The organism is Janthinobacterium woesei (assembly GCF_051380875.1).
Classification (GTDB): domain Bacteria; phylum Pseudomonadota; class Gammaproteobacteria; order Burkholderiales; family Burkholderiaceae_D; genus Janthinobacterium.
The window spans coordinates 51686-68049 of sequence record NZ_JBNYXW010000007.1 but is presented as its reverse complement, the minus strand read 5'-3'; the positions used below and the strand labels follow the sequence as shown (position 1 = coordinate 68049).

10 protein-coding genes are annotated in these 16364 nt (G+C 61.4%); 4 read left to right on the top strand and 6 right to left on the bottom strand.

What is annotated here, in order from left to right:
- The first annotated feature begins 184 nt into the window (after positions 1-184).
- Positions 185-2338, top strand: a complete 2154-nt coding sequence (locus ACQ4W6_RS09265) for a S46 family peptidase (protein WP_436566897.1) — start codon at positions 185-187, stop codon at positions 2336-2338.
- 69 nt (positions 2339-2407) lie between these two features.
- Here ACQ4W6_RS09265 and ACQ4W6_RS09260 read toward each other — a convergent pair whose 3' ends face one another.
- Positions 2408-2977: a hypothetical protein gene (locus ACQ4W6_RS09260; RefSeq protein WP_436566896.1), complete on the bottom strand. Its 570-nt coding sequence runs from the start codon at positions 2975-2977 to the stop codon at positions 2408-2410.
- Between the two features lie 150 nt (positions 2978-3127).
- On the opposite strand from ACQ4W6_RS09260, the gene ACQ4W6_RS09255 reads away from it, so the two are divergent.
- The 3 genes from ACQ4W6_RS09255 (at position 3128) to ACQ4W6_RS09245 (ending at position 9095) form a co-directional block, all read left to right on the top strand.
- The gene (locus ACQ4W6_RS09255; protein ID WP_436566895.1) at positions 3128-4816 is read left to right on the top strand and encodes a M14 family zinc carboxypeptidase; all 1689 of its coding nucleotides are present in this window, start codon (positions 3128-3130) and stop codon (positions 4814-4816) included.
- An 89-nt stretch (positions 4817-4905) separates the two neighbouring features.
- Positions 4906-7056: an FUSC family protein gene (locus ACQ4W6_RS09250; protein ID WP_436566894.1), complete on the top strand. Its 2151-nt coding sequence runs from the start codon at positions 4906-4908 to the stop codon at positions 7054-7056.
- A gap of 86 nt (positions 7057-7142) precedes the next feature.
- Complete coding sequence (locus ACQ4W6_RS09245) at positions 7143-9095, top strand: acid phosphatase (RefSeq protein WP_436566893.1); 1953 nt, start codon at positions 7143-7145, stop codon at positions 9093-9095.
- Positions 9096-9202: 107 nt separating this feature from the next.
- Here the strand turns inward: ACQ4W6_RS09245 and ACQ4W6_RS09240 are convergent, their stop codons facing one another.
- From ACQ4W6_RS09240 to ACQ4W6_RS09220, 5 genes are all read right to left on the bottom strand, one after another.
- Positions 9203-10678 (bottom strand): amino acid permease, encoded by a 1476-nt coding sequence (locus tag ACQ4W6_RS09240; protein WP_436566892.1) that lies wholly within the window; start codon positions 10676-10678, stop codon positions 9203-9205.
- Between the two features lie 418 nt (positions 10679-11096).
- A complete protein-coding gene (locus ACQ4W6_RS09235; protein ID WP_436566891.1) occupies positions 11097-12527 on the bottom strand; it encodes an amino acid permease in 1431 nt (476 codons plus the stop codon).
- A 116-nt stretch (positions 12528-12643) separates the two neighbouring features.
- On the bottom strand, positions 12644-13102 hold the full coding sequence (locus ACQ4W6_RS09230; RefSeq protein WP_436566890.1) for a RidA family protein: 459 nt from the start codon (positions 13100-13102) through the stop codon (positions 12644-12646).
- Positions 13103-13356: 254 nt separating this feature from the next.
- Positions 13357-14940, bottom strand: a complete 1584-nt coding sequence (locus ACQ4W6_RS09225) for an ATP-binding cassette domain-containing protein (protein ID WP_436566889.1) — start codon at positions 14938-14940, stop codon at positions 13357-13359.
- Between the two features lie 184 nt (positions 14941-15124).
- Positions 15125-16237, bottom strand: coding sequence for an NADH:flavin oxidoreductase/NADH oxidase (locus ACQ4W6_RS09220; RefSeq protein ID WP_436566888.1), 1113 nt, complete (start codon positions 16235-16237; stop codon positions 15125-15127).
- Positions 16238-16364: the final 127 nt, after the last annotated feature.

Genomic DNA, 16364 nt, shown 5'->3' with positions numbered 1-16364 from the left:
CTTCATTCCCGTCCGCACCAGAGGAGAAATTGTGTCATTTATGCCATCTGCTGCAAACATGCTGTCCGGAAAATGTGATTGACTAGTGCGAGTTCGATACGGATACTCTAGGTCGCCCGCTGAGAAAAACACTGGGTACGCACGCTGATTCCGACTTCCCACCATGTAAAAGACAAGAAATCGAATGAAAAAATCTCTAATCGCGCTCGCCATCCTGAGCAACTTCGCACACGCCGATGAAGGCATGTGGATGCCCCAACAGCTGCCACAAGTAGCCAAGGAACTGAAAGCGGCCGGACTGAAACTCGATCCGACCACCCTGACCAAGCTGACCGAGTTCCCGATGGGCGCCATCGTCAGCCTGGGCGGTTGCTCTGCCTCGTTTGTCTCGCCGCAAGGCCTGGTTGCCACCAACCACCATTGTGTCTACAACAGCGTGGCGGTCAATTCGACCAAAGAGCGCGATTTGCTGGCCAACGGTTTCCTGGCCAAGACCTTCGCTGAAGAATTGCCGGCCGCCCCAGGCAGCCGCATCTTCGTCACCTCGGCCGTGACCAATGTCAGCGACAAGATCATCACGGCGGACGTGGCCAAGCTGCAAGGCAAGGCACGCATCGACGCGATCGAGAAAAACCAGAAGAAACTGGTCGCCGAATGCGAAAAAGAAGCGGGTTTCCGCTGCACCGTGTCGAGCTACTACGGCGGCCTGGAGTTCTACCTGATCAAGCAACTGGAAATCCGCGACGTGCGCCTGGTACACGCGCCGCCAGCAGGCGTGGGTAAATTCGGCGGCGATACCGACAACTGGATGTGGCCACGCCACACGGGCGACTACGGTTTCTACCGCGCCTACGTCAGCGGCGACGGCAAAGCTGCCGACTTCAGCAAGGACAACGTGCCTTACCAGCCAAAACACGTGCTGAAACTGGCCAAGGATGGCTTGAAAGAAGGCGACTTCGTCATGGCACTGGGCTACCCAGGCCGCACCAACCGCCACCGCCTGCCATCGGAAGTGACATTCACGTTTGACTGGAACTACCCGGCCTTCGTGAAAGCGTCGGGCGAAACCCTGGCCATCATTGCGCGCGAAACCAAGGACAACAAAGATGTTGCCCTGAAATACGCGGGTCAAGTTGCCGGCGTGAACAATTACTACAAGAACCGTCAAGGCATGCTCGATTCCTACGCCGGCAGCGACTTCCTGGCGCGCAAGACGACGGAACACGAAGCACTGAAAACCTGGGTCAACGCCAATCCTGCACGCAAGGCAGAATTTGCCAGCGACATCGAGCAAGTGGAAAAGCTGATCGCCGAGCGCGATGCCGACACCAAGCGCGATTTCTTCCTGGGCTACGCACAGCCACGCCTGCTAAACACGGCACGCAGCCTGTATCGCCTGTCCAACGAAAGCACCAAGGCCGATACGGAACGCAAATCGGGCTACCAGACGCGCGACTTGCCACGCCTGGAAGCGGGCGTCACCTCGGTCGAACGCACCTATGATGAAAAAGTCGACAAGGCGCTGGTACTGAACAGCCTGGCCAAGTACGCCGCGCAACCGGCAGCACAGCGCCGCGCCAGCTTCGACGCCGCCATCGGCATCAAGGACGGCATGTCGCAAGCCGACCTGGCTGGCGCCCTGGACAAATTGTATGCCGGCAGCAAGCTGGGCGACAAGACCGAGCGCGCAGCATGGCTGAAACGCACGCCAGCCGAGTTCCAGGCCAGCACCGACAGCTTCATTCAGGCAGCGGTGGCCATGTACCCGGATTCGCTGAAAAACGAAGCGGAAGACGAAGAACTGGCAGGCAAGATCCAGCAAGCCTACGCCAACTACATGAAAGCAAAGATCGCCTTCATGAAGAGCAAGGGACTCGCCGTCTATCCTGATGCCAACAGCACCCTGCGCGTCACGTTCGGCAAAGTTGCCGGCCGCGACCATGGCGCCGATGGCACCACCTGGACCGCCTTCACCACCGTCAATGGCGTCGTTGCCAAAGCCACGGGCCAGGGCGAATTCAATGCCCCGGCGAATCAACTGGCCGCGATCAAAGCCAAGGACTTCGGCAAATATGTCGATCCAAAGCTGAAAACCGTGCCGGTCGACTACCTGGCAACGCTGGACATCACCGGGGGCAACTCCGGCTCGGCTGCCCTGAACTCCAAAGGCGAATTCATCGGCCTGGCATTCGACGGCACGCTGGACTCGATCATCTCCGATTGGGACTACAACAAGGCCAACACCCGTTCGATCCAGGTCGACCTGCGCTACATGCTGTGGAACATGAAACACATCGACCACGCAGACAACCTGCTGAAAGAAATGGGCGCTGAATAACAAGAAGCAATAACCCGGCAACGGGCGCTTGTAGCCTGAGCCACTCCCGCGGGAGTGGCTTTTTTTTGCCTAACGTTTTACTTTTGCAAACCGGTATGGCACGGCTTGCTCCGCGCCAAACACTTGCGCGCGGCTACTTTCCAGCGGCAGCATCACGCGCCGCCCATCCTGCAGCAGCAAGGCTAAGTCGGCGCCGGGGAAGCGCTGCGCCAGCGCAGGATAATCGTGCCGCTCGATGACGGCGGCAGGCATCACGATGCGGTAGTCGCTGTCGCCAAAGTCCAGCAACAGGGCCGGTGTCTCGTCCGGCCCCGGCAGCGCCGAGATGCGCAGGCGCGTGGCCCCCTTGACCAGTTCGACTGCCGACCACAGGGGCAAATCGCGCCGCGTGGACCCGGCCTGCAGGCGCGGCGCCTGCAGCTTGTCCGCTGAATTCAGAATAACGTCAGGCCGCTCCGGCGAGGCCGCCCCATCGACGGCGAGCAACCAGCCCCGGTAGCGTATCAGTACGCCCTGCGCGGCAACCGTGACGCTGCCGCCCTCTGCCACGGGTTCCTTGCCCGCAGGGAGACGCAGCGGCGCCGCCTGCGCCGCCAGACAAAGCCACATGACCAGCGCCGCTACCGCACTCTTGCCCATGCCGTCTCCCCTTACGCGTGAAACGTATTCATAACACAAGTGCTGGCCTGGGCCTTTGCTGCGCCTCAATGCAAGGGCCCCGGTGCTACAATTGGCGCCTAGCGGGCGTACTTACCCAGCGCGCCTTCCCCCTCCCAGACTCAGACCGCTATGCCATCAGACTTGCGCACGACCTACGAACTCGGTAATCACAACCAGACCACGACCTGGCTGGAATGCATCACTTTCTACAAAGATCTCGCCGCACGCTATCCGCAGATGCTGCATTTCGAACAGATCGGCCTGTCCGACTCGGGCGTACCGATCCACGCTGGCGTCGTCAGCGCGGACGGCGTTTTTGAGCGCGAGCAGATCAAGCGCGAAGGCCGCACGGTTTTCTTCAACAATAACGGTATCCACCCGGGCGAACCGGAAGGCATCGACGCCTGCATGGCCATCGTGCGCGACCTCTGCACGCAGCCGGAGCGCCTGGCGGCGCTGGGCAAGACAGTCTTGCTGTTCATTCCGATCTACAACGTCGATGGCAGCCTGAACCGCGCCAATACCTCGCGCGTGAACCAGGATGGCCCGGAGCAATTCGGTTTCCGCGGCAATAGCCGCCACCTGGACTTGAACCGCGATTTCATCAAGTGCGACAGCCTTAACGCGCAAGTGTTCAACCGCCTGCTGGCAAGCTGGGACCCGGACGTGATGGTCGACACGCATACGTCAAACGGCGCCGACTACCCGTACACGATGACCCTGATCCATACGCAGACGGATAAGCTGGGTAATGGCCTGGGCCCCTTCCTGCAAGACACCATGCTGCCGCACATCTTTGCGCAGATGGAACAAGCCGGCTGGCCCACCTGCCCGTATGTCAATCCCGTCAAGGACAGCCCCGACCACGGCATCGCCGAATTCCTCGAAGTACCGCGCTTCTCGACGGGTTTTGCGGCCCTGCATCACGTCATCGGCTTCATGCCGGAAACGCATATGCTGAAACCGTTTGCCGACCGCTATGCCTCCATGCGCACCCTGCTGGACATCTGCATGGCGTTTACTGTCAAACACGGCGAGCAGATCCAGCAGTTGCGCGCGCAGGCAAAAGCGGCGGGCCGCACACAGGCCGCCTGGCCCGTCAGCTGGAAGATGAACGAAGCACAGCCATCGACCTTCCCCTTCAAGGGCTACGCGGCGAAGTACACGCCAAGCGTGCTGGGCGACTACCAGCGCCTGTCATATGACCGCTCGCAGCCGTGGGAGCGCGATATCGCGTATTACAACCGTTTCGATGCTGACGTCACCGTCGCCGCGCCGAAAGCCTATGTGGTGCCGCAGGCATGGCGCGAAGTCATCGAGCGATTGCGCTGGAATGGCGTTGAAATGCAGCGCATCACCGCCGAACAGACGGTAACGGCGCGCTACTACCACCTCAAGGAGGTCGGCACGCGGGCCAGCGCCTACGAGGGGCACATGTTCCACGAGAGCGTCGAACTCGACACGCGCGAAGGGCAATTCACCCTGCACGCGGGCGATTATATGATCACCCTGGACCAGGACAATGCGCGCTACGCCGTGGAAACCCTGGAGCCGCAGGCGCACGACAGCTTCTTCCGCTGGGGCTTCTTCAACAGCGTGCTGGAGAAAAAAGAAGCGTTTTCCGATTACGTGTTCGAAGACATGGCATCCGAGCTGCTGCGCGACGAACCGGCGCTGGCAGCCAAGTTTGCCGACTGGAAAGCAGCCAACCCGGCCTTGCTGAGCAATCAGGAAGCCGTGCTCGACTTTATTTTCGAACACTGCCAGCGCTTTGCCGAAGCGGAATGGCGCCGTTATCCGGTCATCGCCCTGATGTAAGTCCGACTAGAAGAACTGCAACATCCTGGCGCCGCATCGGAGACCCCGGTGCGGCGCCTCTTTCTGTGCCCTGCCCACAAGGTATTCCCATGCACTACGCACTGAACCTGCGCACCTTCATTTACAGCCATTATTTTTACCTGGGCTTGCGCGTGGCCATCGGCCTCGTCGGCCTGGCCTTGCTGACCCTGGAAATCAGCGACAGCAACACCGCCATGACGGTGTGCATCGGCGCCCTGTGCACGACCCTGATGGACATGCCCAGCCCGCTGCGCCACAAATTGAACGAAATGCTGGCCTCCGTGCTGCTGTGCAGCGCCGTCACCTTATTAATCAGCCTGTGCGGGCCCGTGCATTGGTTGCTGCTGACGGTGCTCGTGCTGGTGAGTTTTCTCGCCAGCATGATGGTGGTGTACGGCAAGAAATCCATGCCCTTGCAGCTGGCTGCCCTGTTCATCATGACCATGTCGATGGAGCATCAAATGACGTGGCAACAATCATTCCACCATGCTGGCCTGTTCATGCTGGGCGGCTTGATTTATCTCGCCTACGCCATGGCCATCGCCTGGGTCTTGCGCCACCGCATCAAGCAGCAAGTGCTGGCCGAAGCCCTGTTCGAGCTGGCCGCGTATATCGACATCAAGGCCGACTTTTACGACACGCGCTTTAACCTGACGGAGCAATTCAACAAGCTGGTGCGCCACCAAAGCATCCTGGCCGACCGCCAGCAAGCGTCGCGCGACTTGATCTTGCGCAGCCACAAGAACAGCAAGGATGCCATCGTGGTGCAGGTGCACGTGTGCATGCTCGACCTGTACGAACTGATACTGTCCACGCACACCGATTACGCGCTGCTGCGCCAGCACCTGGCCGACTCCGACGTGTTGACCTCCTTGCACGACCTGGCCTACAAGGCGGCGCGCGACATCGAATCGGTGGCCTACGCCGTCACGCGCAAGCGCGCCTCGTATGCGCAGATACGCTACGACAAGGAATGGGCCGACATCGAAGCAAAAATTGCCCGCCTGCAAGCGAGGGGCGACAGCGCGCAAGAAGCGCTGGCGACCCTGCGCGCGCAGCGCAACAAGATCCGCGCCATCCTGAAAATGATCGCCGAACTGCATTTGGCCAGCCAGAAAGTCTACGCCGACGTACCGTTCTGGAGCGGCGCAGACATGGCGCCGTTTTTGTCGCAGCAAAAATACGAGCTGAAAACCTTGCTGTCGAACCTGCGCCCGGACTCGCCCGTGTTCCGCTTCGCCCTGCGCGTATCGATGGCCATCTCGGTCGGATTGCTGATAGGCCACTGGCTGCCGTATGCGGCGCACAGTTACTGGATTGTCTTGACCATCGTCATCATCCTGCGCCCCACGTTCAGCATGACGCGCCAGCGCCGTGCCGACCGCATCATCGGCACCATCATCGGCTGCGTGATCACCGCCATCGTGATCCGCTTTGTGCACAGCAATATCGTGCTGATGGCCATCTTGTTCCTCTCCATCGTCGCCACGCCCACCTTCATTTACTTGCGCTACCGCTACACGGCCATTGCCGTCAGCCTGATGATCTTGCTGCAAATGCATCTGGTGGCGCCCAGCAACCCGAACCTGGTCAGCGAGCGCCTGATCGATACCCTGATCGGCGCGGCGGTGGCCACCGTATTCAGCTTTGTGCTGGCCAACTGGGAATACCAGAGTCTGCCACGGCTGGTGCGCCAGGTGCTCAACGTAAATCTTTCCTACATGCAAGCCAGTTTCGAACTGCTGCAGGGCAAGTGTTTCGATGATTTCGCCTACCGTATCGAACGCAAGCGTTTGATGGATAGCCTGGCCGCGCTCAGCTCGGCGCTGGTGCGCATGCTCGACGAACCGGCCAGCAAGCAGCGGGCCGTGGAAGACATCAACCTGTTCATCGTGCAAAACTACTTATTGGTGGCCCACGTGGCAGCGCTGCGCTCGATCCTGGGCCGCCATGCCAGCCAGTTGCCCGTGGCGCCCGTCAACGCCTTGCTCAGCCACAGCCACACGCAAGTGTGCCTGACCCTGTCGCGCGCGCTGGAGCAGCTCGACAAGCAGGCCACGATCAGTGCGCCACTGGCCACCCCCGCCCTGCCGCCCGTCAGCGAGGTGGATTGGTCGGGATGGCCGCTGGTTAAAAGGCGCATCAGGCTATTGCAAGCCGATGCCGAAAAGATCGTGATACATAGTGCGGCGATCGTGCATATTGTGGCCCCCAGGTAAGGAATTGCCGGACCCGATGTCATCAGGGGGTCATATGCCGCCTCTATGCTGCGATGGTTTTTTTCAACCACCAGCCAAGGCTACTCATGCACGCATTTCCCCTGACCCGGCGCCTGCCACTGGCGCTGGCCATCAGCGCCGCCCTCGCCCTCGCCGCCTGCGGCGGTTCCGATCACCAGGAAACGGCGCTCGTCATCCCCGCCGCACCCGCCGACCAGGGAGCGCCCGATACGGCGCCGCCATCGGCCACGGCCATCCCCTTTGTCGACAATATCGCCAGCAACCAGCGCGGCGATGCCCGCTACGCCACGGCGGCCACGAATGCTGGCGTGCGCGTGCTGATCGGCATGCTCGACATCTGGAAACCATTGACTGAAATCGTCGACGCAGGTGTTTCGGCGCCGGCCGTGGACGGCTTCCCCGCCGTCGTGCCATCCGCCTGGACAGGCGTGCCCAACGATGGCACGCCGGGCGGCACCATCGTCAATGCCAGCGTACACAGTGCGAATATCGATTTCGTCGTGAAAGCCACCACCAGCCGCACCCCGGCGCAGGAACTGGCCGCCTACCTCGATGACCGCCGCGGCAAGGGCTACAGCATCACCGACGGCATGGGTCCGCTGACGGACGCCTGGCGCAGCGCAGCGCGCCAGAGCACCAGCATCACCTCCATCGCGCCCGATGCAACAAGCGTGCTGTACAACGACAGCGGCAGCAACACGGGCGTGGCGGGCAGCGGCAATGCCGAATTCGGAAACGTGGTCGGCCTGGTCAATGCCATGGGCAACAATGGCTCGACGGAACCGGCCAAGCGCTTCTACAAATATGCGCGTCCGTTCCGCTGGAGCAGCAATGTGGTGCTGATTCCGGCGCTGGTGCCGGCCAAGAGTGCCACGCCATCCACCGATGGCGGCTTTACCAGTGGCCACTCGGCCGAAGCCGTGCGCGGCGCGCTGGGCATGGCCTATGCCTTGCCCGAGCGCTACCAGGAAATGGTGGCACGGGGACTGGAACTGGGCGAAAACCGCATCATCGCCGGCATGCATTCGCCGCTCGACGTGATCAGCGGCCGCGTCCAGGCGCAAGCCATCGTCGCCGCCAATTTGCTCGACCCGGCCACGGCCGCCACCAAGGCGGCCGCCGTGACACAGGCGCACACCACCCTGATGACCAGGACGGGCGCCACGGCCGACACCTTCTATGACTACGCCCATTCCGGCACACCCGCCAACGACCGTTTTTCAGATTACGCCAGCACCAAGGCCGCCTACCTCCGCCGCCTGACCTTCGGTTTCGCGCAGACGGGTGTCACCACGCTGCCTGCCGTGGTGCCGAAAGGCGCGGAAGTGCTGCTGGAAACCCGCTTGCCCTACCTGTCCGACGCGCAACGCCGCGTGGTGCTGAAAACCACGGCATTGCCATCGGGCTATCCGGTAATGGACGATGCCGAGGGCTGGGGCCGCTTGAACCTGTTTGCCGCCGCCGACGGCTATGCCGTCTTCACGGGCAGTGTCGTGGTGGCAATGGATGCGGCCAAGGGCGGCTTTTATGCCATCGACCGCTGGCGCAACGACATCAGTGGCACCGGCAAGCTGAACAAGCAAGGCACGGGTACCCTGAAGCTGGGCGGCAACAATAGCTGGAGCGGCGGCACGCAAGTGGAAGCAGGCAGCCTGGAAGGCCTCTCGGCTACGGCCTTCGGCAAGGGCGACGTGTATGTCAGCGGCGGCACGCTGGTCAGCAATGCGGCCAGCAGCCTGGCGCTGGCCGGCAAGTACACGCAGTTATCCACGGGCAACCTGGAGTTGAAGCTGGGCAGCAGCCAAGCTGGACGCTTGAGCGTGGCGGGCCTGATGACAGTCGCTGGCGGTAGCTTAAAGGTTACATTCCAGACTGGCTACAAGCCGGCCGCAGGCGACACATTGAGTGTCATCAATGCTGCCAGCCTCAAAGGCAAGTTCGACAGCATCACGGTCGACGGCTTCAAGGTCACGCCGACCTACACGGAAACGGGCTTGCAGTTGCGCCTCGATACCTGATCTGCCTCACCCAGTACGCAAAAGGCCGCCCTCGGACGGTAATGCCGTTCAGTTAAGACTGAACGGCATTACTGCAAGCAGCGCGGCGGTTTTGGATGCAACAACAATCATCGTTTGGCGTTCCTGCCCAGATGCGAATGGCGCATGCTGTACAGGAAATAAATGGCCACGGTCACCGCCATCCAGATGCTGAACACGACAAACGTCGTATGCGGCAAGTCGCGCATGATGTACAGGCAGGCAAAGACGCTCGTGCCGGGTATCACGTACGGGCCGAACGGCACGCTGAAGCCTTCGATGCGGTTTGCGCCTTGCTTGTGGCGCAGCACGGGCACGGCAATCGAGACCACCATGAAGGCCGTCAGGGTGCCGATGCTGACCATGTCCCACAGGTAAGTGGCGTCGACCGAGCCCGCCACCACGGCCACCACCAGGCAGACGATGATGGTATTGCTGACCGGCACCAGCGTGCGCGGGTGTATCTTCTGGAACGATTTCGGGATCAGGCCATCGCGGCTGACGGCAAACAGGATGCGCGTCTGGCCGTAGATCGTCACCAGGGTCACGCTGAAGACGGAAATGACGGCGCCGGCCGACAGCACCAGCGCTGGCCAGGTCTTGCCCGTGACGTTTTGCAGGATTACCGACAGGCCCGCTTCCTGGCCCTCGAACAGTTTTGCCTGCTGCGCACCCAGGGCGGCCATGGCCACCAGCAGATAAAACACGGTGACGATCAGCAAGCCATACAAGATGCCACGCGGCACGTTGCGCTTGGGATTTTTCACCTCGTCGCCCGCCGTGGCCACCGTATCGAGGCCGATGAACGAGAAGAAGACGGTGCCGGCAGCCGCCGTCACGCCCGTCATGCCGGCAAAGCCCTTGCTATTGTCGGTATTAAAGAAGGGCACAAAATTATCGGCATTGAAGCCGGAAAAGGCGATGACGATGAAAAACACCAGGATCGCCAGCTTGATGATGACCATGATGGCGTTCATCAGGGCCGATTCCTTGGCGCCGCGCAACAGCAGGAAGCCGCACATGCAGATCAAAAAGATGGGCGGCAGATTGATGTGGCCGGCATGAAACTCCATGCCATGGGGGCCGGAGACGATCATCGGCGTGCGCAGCATCTCGGGAATATGCCAGCCAAACGCGTTTTCCAGGAAGTTGTTCAGGTAGGACGACCAGCCGATGGACACGGCACTGCCGGCCAAGCCATATTCGAGCAGCAAACAGGCAGCCATGATGAAGGCGAGAAACTCGCCCACGGTGGCATAGGCAAACGAATACGAAGAACCGGAGGCGGGGATGCGAAACGACAGTTCCGCATAGCACAAGGCCGTCAGGCCGGCCGTGATGGCGGCGATCAGGAACGACAGGATGACCGACGGGCCCGCCTTGGGGACGGCTTCAACCATGGTAAAGAAGATACCCGTACCGACGGTGGCGCCGACGCCGATCATGGTGAGGGAAAACAGGCCGATGGATCGGCTCAAGCCACTGCTGCTGAGGCCTTCACCATACTCGACCGTGGTATCGATCGGCTTGGTGCGGCAAAGTTTCTGGACCAGGGTTTGGCTCACTAACATTCCTTTATGAGGCATGCACTTAAACACCTACCAAAACCTACTGCGCGTCGCGATTTGCGGCCTGCGATGCTCACTGTGCATCCGCACAGCTGCGCTTCTCAACCACAACTCACATCCGCTCGCTACGGTTTTGGTAGGTGTTGCTAGGCACATGACGGGTAAAAACAAGAGAAAACGGCGCTCCGGCCCTACCTGGCAAAAAACCGGAAAGATCGCATCCATTTTCGAAACTAAGCGATTATAGGGCTTTCATCGGCTCAACTAAACAGAACTTTGATGTACGGAAACAACGTCAGGGGTGCGCCGCCAAACGTGCATGGGCGGCTAGTGGGGTGTGGAATTGTTAATATGAAATAAAAAACGCGCCGCTGCAAGAGCAGGGGCGCGCTAGGGTCAGCTACATTCAGCTGGATTACTTTTTGCCGTGCGGCGCATCGGCCGGCGGCCAGCCCGCTTCATAGCCCTGCGGCACGTCATCGTGGCGCTCTTTCGGCGCCAGGCCCAGCACGTAATACAGCACCGTCAGCAGGACCAGCCAGGCAGGCCCCACCATCAGGGCGATGCGCGTATCGGGGAAATACGCCATCAAACCGATCACCAGCGCCAGGAAGGCCAGGGAAATCCAGGAACCATACGGCGCGAACGGCATGCGGAAAGCCAGGTTCTTGATTTCCAGCGGCGTCAAGGTCTTGCGGAACTGAAGCTGCGTGACCAGGATCACACCCCAGGTCCAGACGGCGCCGAAAGTGGAGATCGAGGTGACCCAGATAAATACTTTCTCTGGCACCATGTAGTTCAGCAACACGCCGAGCAGCAGCGCCACGACGGACACCAAAATGGCGCGGCGCGGCACGCCGCTGGCCGTGGTTTGCGCAAACGCTTTCGGCGCCTGGCCTTGCTGCGCCAGGTTGTACAGCATGCGGCCCGTGCTGAAGATACCGCCATTGCACGACGACAAGGCCGCCGTCAGCACGACGAAGTTGATGATGCCGGCGGCCGTCTTGATGCCCAGGCGCTCAAACGTCATCACGAACGGGCTGCCGGTGGTGCCAATTTCATTCCATGGGTAGATCGACAGGATGACGAACAGCGCGCCGACGTAGAAAATCAGGATGCGCCAGAACACCGAATTGATGGCGTCCGGGATCGATTTCTTCGGGTTCGCCGCTTCGCCGGCCGTCAGGCCGATCATTTCCACGCCCAGATAGGCAAACATCACCATCTGCAAGGACATCAGCACGCCCTGCGCGCCGTTCGGGAAGAAGCCGCCATGCGTCCACAGGTTGGAAATGCCGATGGCCACGCCATCGTTGCCGAGGCCGAAGACGATCATGCCGGTGCCGCCGATGATCATCAGGATGATGGTGACCACCTTGATCAGGGCAAACCAGAATTCGAATTCGCCGTAGGCTTTCACTGCCAGCAGGTTGACAGCGCCCATGGAACCCAGGGCCGCCAGGGCCCAGATCCAGCGCGGCACGTCAGGGAACCAGATGCCCATGTAGATGGCGACGGCAGTAATTTCCGCTACGCAAGTAACCAGCCACAGGAACCAGTAATTCCAACCCGTCAGGTAGCCTTGCAGCGGGCCCAGATAGTCCTGCGCATAGCGGCTGAAGGAGCCGGCGACCGGGTTGTGCACGGCCATTTCGCCCAGGGCGCGCATGATCATGAAAATGACCGCGCCACCGATAATATACGACAGCATGATGCCGGGACCGGCCATCTTGATGGCGTTGCCGGAACCCAGAAACAGGCCCACGCCAATCGCGGCGCCCAGCGCCATCAGGCGGATCTGCCGCTCGCCCAGGCCGCGGTGCAAGCCTTGTTCACTCGTTTTCATTACGTGTCTCCGTTTTTTCTTGAATGCACCTATCCCTCCACCCCAATGGCGGTTCCGCTCTTGCTGGAAAGGAGGAAAGGACTGGCCGGCGGGTGAGCGCCGGCATGCTCAGATGATCAGGCCAGTTCGGCGATCAGTTCGATCTCGACGCAAGCGCCCAGCGGGATTTGCGCCACGCCGAAGGCGGAGCGGGCGTGCTTGCCGCTGTCGCCGAAGACTTCGACGAACAGTTCCGAGGCGCCATTGGTGACCAGGTGCTGCTCCGTGAATGCGGAGGTGGAATTGACCAGGCTCATGACCTTGACAATGCGTTTGACCTTGCTCAGGTCGCCGCCGCACGCGTCTTGCAGGGTAGCGATCAGTTCAATGGCGATGCCGCGCGCGGCCACTTTGCCTTCTTCCGTGGTGACGTCCTTGCCCAGTTGGCCGACCCAGATCTTGCCGTCTTTCTTGGCCAGGTGGCCGGACAGGAAGACGGTGTTGCCCGTGCGGGCATGCATCACGTAGGCGGCAGCAGGTGCGGCAACGACTGGCAATTCGATGTTGAGAGCCTTGAGTTTTTCGTAAAACGACATGCTATTTCTCCAAGAAAACAATATAAACGAAACCGACTATATGAGCGGCGGGGCACAGATGAAGACGTCACGGCAGCGCGTTAATGGAGCGCCAACAGTGCCAGATTAAACGTCATCATATTGGTGAACCAGCAGTTTTAGTTCACAAATAGGCCCGGTTATTCAGTGGATTATACCGACAATCAAACAAAATTCAGCATCGTTTCATGAAGCATGCTCTACAGGCATCGTACGTGTATTTTTTCATTCAACTATCACTTATGCAATGTCAAGCCTTGCGGGTCAAGGTTTAAGCCGTCCAAAAAAGCCTGGTCATGCGATACCACAAGTAACGCGCCTTGATATTGCAGCAGCATCCGCTCCAATGCCTGCAGGCTGGCCAGGTCCAGGTGATTGTCGGGCTCGTCAAGCAGTAGCAACTGGGGCGGCGCCTGCGCGTACAGCTCGGCCGCCAGCGCTACCTTCATGCGCTCGCCACCGCTGAGCAAACGGCTGGGCATGGCAGCGCGCGCGCCGGCAATGCCCAGCAGCGCCAGCCGCGTGCGCAACTCGCCTTCCGCCAGGGTGCTGTTGCGCTCTTGCAAGCGCCGCACGGCGCTCCAGCCCCCTTCGCGCGCCCCTGCATGCTGGCCCAGCCACGCCACCCGCGCATGGCACCGCACCTCGCCGCTGGCGGGCGCCAATTGCCCGGCGATGACGCGCAGCAAGGTCGATTTGCCACTGCCGTTCTGGCCCGTGACGGCCAGGCGGCGCGGACCACTGAGCACCAGCTCCAGGGGCTGCGCCTGGCCATGCGGCAAGACCAGCTGGTGCAACTCCAGCATCAGCTTGCCGTTGGGCACACCGCTCCCTGGCGCCAGCAGCAGGCGTTCGGCATCTGGTGCGCAGCGGGCGCTGGCCTCAAGCACCCGCTGCTGGCGCGCTTGCTGCGCCTCTAGCGCGTGCAAACGCAGCTTGCCCTGGCTACCCTGGCTTTTTTCCTTACGCGCATCGAGCAAGAGCTTGCTTTGATTGCCTTCACGCCCTTCTCTCTCGCCGCGCATGACTCTTTTCTGCTGGCGTTCGGCCTGCTGCTGCGCCTCGCGCTGCTCGCGTTTGGCATTCGCCTTTTCTGCTTGCAGGACGGCCGTCAAGCTGGCTTGCTCCAGCGCCCGCTGGTGTGCGTAAAAAGCATGATTGCCGCCATAACTGCGCAAGCCTTGCTGTGACAATTCGACGATTTCATCGACGTGCGCCAATAAGCCGCGGTCATGGCTGATCAGCAGCAAGCCGCGCGGCCAGCGCGCCATCTGCGTCACCAGCCGTGCGCGCTGCTGCGCATCGAGATGGTTACTCGGTTCATCGAACACGATCCAGTCCGCCTGCGACAGCCAGGCGCCCTGTAGCGCGATGCGCTGGCGTTCGCCACCGCTCAGGCTGACTGTCGGCGTGTCCGCCTCCACATGGCGTAAATCGAGCTCATCGAGCGCCTGGCGCAGGCGGGCGTGGGCATCCCAGCGCTCGCCCACCAGGGAGTAGTCGTCCGCGTCGACGCTGCCGGCGGCGATGCGGGCCAGCGCAGCGAGCAAAGCGCCCATGCCGGCAAGCGCCGCCACGGTGGGATAGCGTTCCGGGTCGAGTTCCTGCGCCACATAATGCAGCGTGCCGTCACAGCGCACGGTGCCGCTGGACGGCTGCGCCAGGCCCGCCAACAGGCGTGCCAAGACACTCTTGCCCGCGCCGTTATCGCCGACAAGGCCGATACGCTGCGGGGCAAAGTTCAATTGCAAATTGGAAAACAGGGCGCGGCCATCGGGCAGCAGATAGGAAAGACGATCGAGTTGTAGTAATGCAGGCATGGATACTCCTTGAGCAAGGCTGGCAAACCCGCGCGGCGCAAGACGCATTGGCGGGAAGGGCTAGGCCGTGCACAGCACGGCAGTATCAATGGCGCATGTCGAAATCATCCGTGGGAATAAGGTAAGAAGCGTCATTTTAGCAGAAGATGGCGTGCGTTGCCGATCACACGCGGCTCCTTGCCTGTCAGCGCTGGCCCAGCGTCGTGTCGCCGAACAAAGTCTTCAATTCGCGCGGTTGCGAGCGCCAGTACTGGGGCGGCGCCTGCACCTGCGCGCCCAGCTGGGCCGCGGCATGCCATGGCCAGCGCGGGTCGAACAGGATGGCGCGCGCCAGCGCCACCATGTCGGATTGGCCTTGCGCAATGATATCTTCCGCCTGCTGCGCTTCGGTAATCAGACCGACGCTGATGGTGGGCAGGCCGCTATCGCGCTTGATGCGTTCGGCAAACGCCACCTGGTAGCCGGGAGCGACGGGAATTTGCTGCTGCGGCGAAATGCCGCCGCTGGAAACATGGATGAAGTCGCTACCCAGGCGCTTGAGCTCTTGCGCGAAACGCACGCTTTGCTCGATCTCCCAGCCCCCATCGACCCAGTCGGTGGCGGAAATGCGCACGCCCACGGCCACGCTGGCCGGCACGGCGGCACGCACGGCCTCGAACACTTCCAGCGGGAAGCGCATGCGGTTTTCCAGGCTGCCGCCATACGCATCCGTGCGCTGGTTGGCCAACGGCGAGAGGAACTGGTGCAGCAGATAGCCGTGCGCCGCATGCAGTTCGATACCCTCGCCGCGCAGCGCATGCACGCGCTGCGCGGCGGCGACAAAGGCGCCCTTGATTTGCAGCAAGCCCATCTCGTCGAGCGCGATCGGCACCGTTTCACCCGGCGCATGGGCGATGGCGGACGGCGCCACCGTTTGCCAGCCGCCCTCGGCCAGGTGCACGCAAGCGCCGCCCTGCCATGGCGCGCGGCTCGACGCCTTGCGCCCCGCGTGGCCCAGTTGCACCACCAGCGGGATCGGTGCATGGCGGCGTATCGCCTGCACCACGTTTGCCAGCGCCGCCTGGTTGGCGTCCGACCACAGGCCCAGGTCATCGGCCGAGATGCGCCCCTCGGGCGAGACAGCCGTCGCCTCCGTCATCAGCAAGCCCGCGCCGGACAAAGCCAGGTGGCCCAGGTGGATCATGTGCCAGTCGGTGGCGCTGCCATTGTCGGCCGAGTACTGGCACATGGGCGCGATGGCGATGCGGTTGGCCACCTGCAAGGGCCCCAGCGCATACGGCGTGAATAACTGGCTCATGGCACACTCCGTGAAAAGGGAAGCACCGATTCTACTGTGCTTTGGAAATCGGCGGCTTACACCTGCTTACGTTTGATACAGCGCAAGGTCTAGCCTTGCGGCCGGCGCCCAGTTAATCTGGACGCAT

What these genes read in the sequence shown, in the direction of transcription:
- ACQ4W6_RS09265 (WP_436566897.1), top strand. Translation starts at nt 185, where the DNA reads ATGAAAAAATCTCTAATCGCGCTCGCCATCCTGAGCAACTTCGCACAC.
- ACQ4W6_RS09260 (WP_436566896.1), bottom strand. Translation starts at nt 2,977, where the DNA reads ATGGGCAAGAGTGCGGTAGCGGCGCTGGTCATGTGGCTTTGTCTGGCG.
- ACQ4W6_RS09255 (WP_436566895.1), top strand. Translation starts at nt 3,128, where the DNA reads ATGCCATCAGACTTGCGCACGACCTACGAACTCGGTAATCACAACCAG.
- ACQ4W6_RS09250 (WP_436566894.1), top strand. Translation starts at nt 4,906, where the DNA reads ATGCACTACGCACTGAACCTGCGCACCTTCATTTACAGCCATTATTTT.
- ACQ4W6_RS09245 (WP_436566893.1), top strand. Translation starts at nt 7,143, where the DNA reads ATGCACGCATTTCCCCTGACCCGGCGCCTGCCACTGGCGCTGGCCATC.
- ACQ4W6_RS09235 (WP_436566891.1), bottom strand. Translation starts at nt 12,527, where the DNA reads ATGAAAACGAGTGAACAAGGCTTGCACCGCGGCCTGGGCGAGCGGCAG.
- ACQ4W6_RS09230 (WP_436566890.1), bottom strand. Translation starts at nt 13,102, where the DNA reads ATGTCGTTTTACGAAAAACTCAAGGCTCTCAACATCGAATTGCCAGTC.
- ACQ4W6_RS09225 (WP_436566889.1), bottom strand. Translation starts at nt 14,940, where the DNA reads ATGCCTGCATTACTACAACTCGATCGTCTTTCCTATCTGCTGCCCGAT.
- ACQ4W6_RS09220 (WP_436566888.1), bottom strand. Translation starts at nt 16,237, where the DNA reads ATGAGCCAGTTATTCACGCCGTATGCGCTGGGGCCCTTGCAGGTGGCC.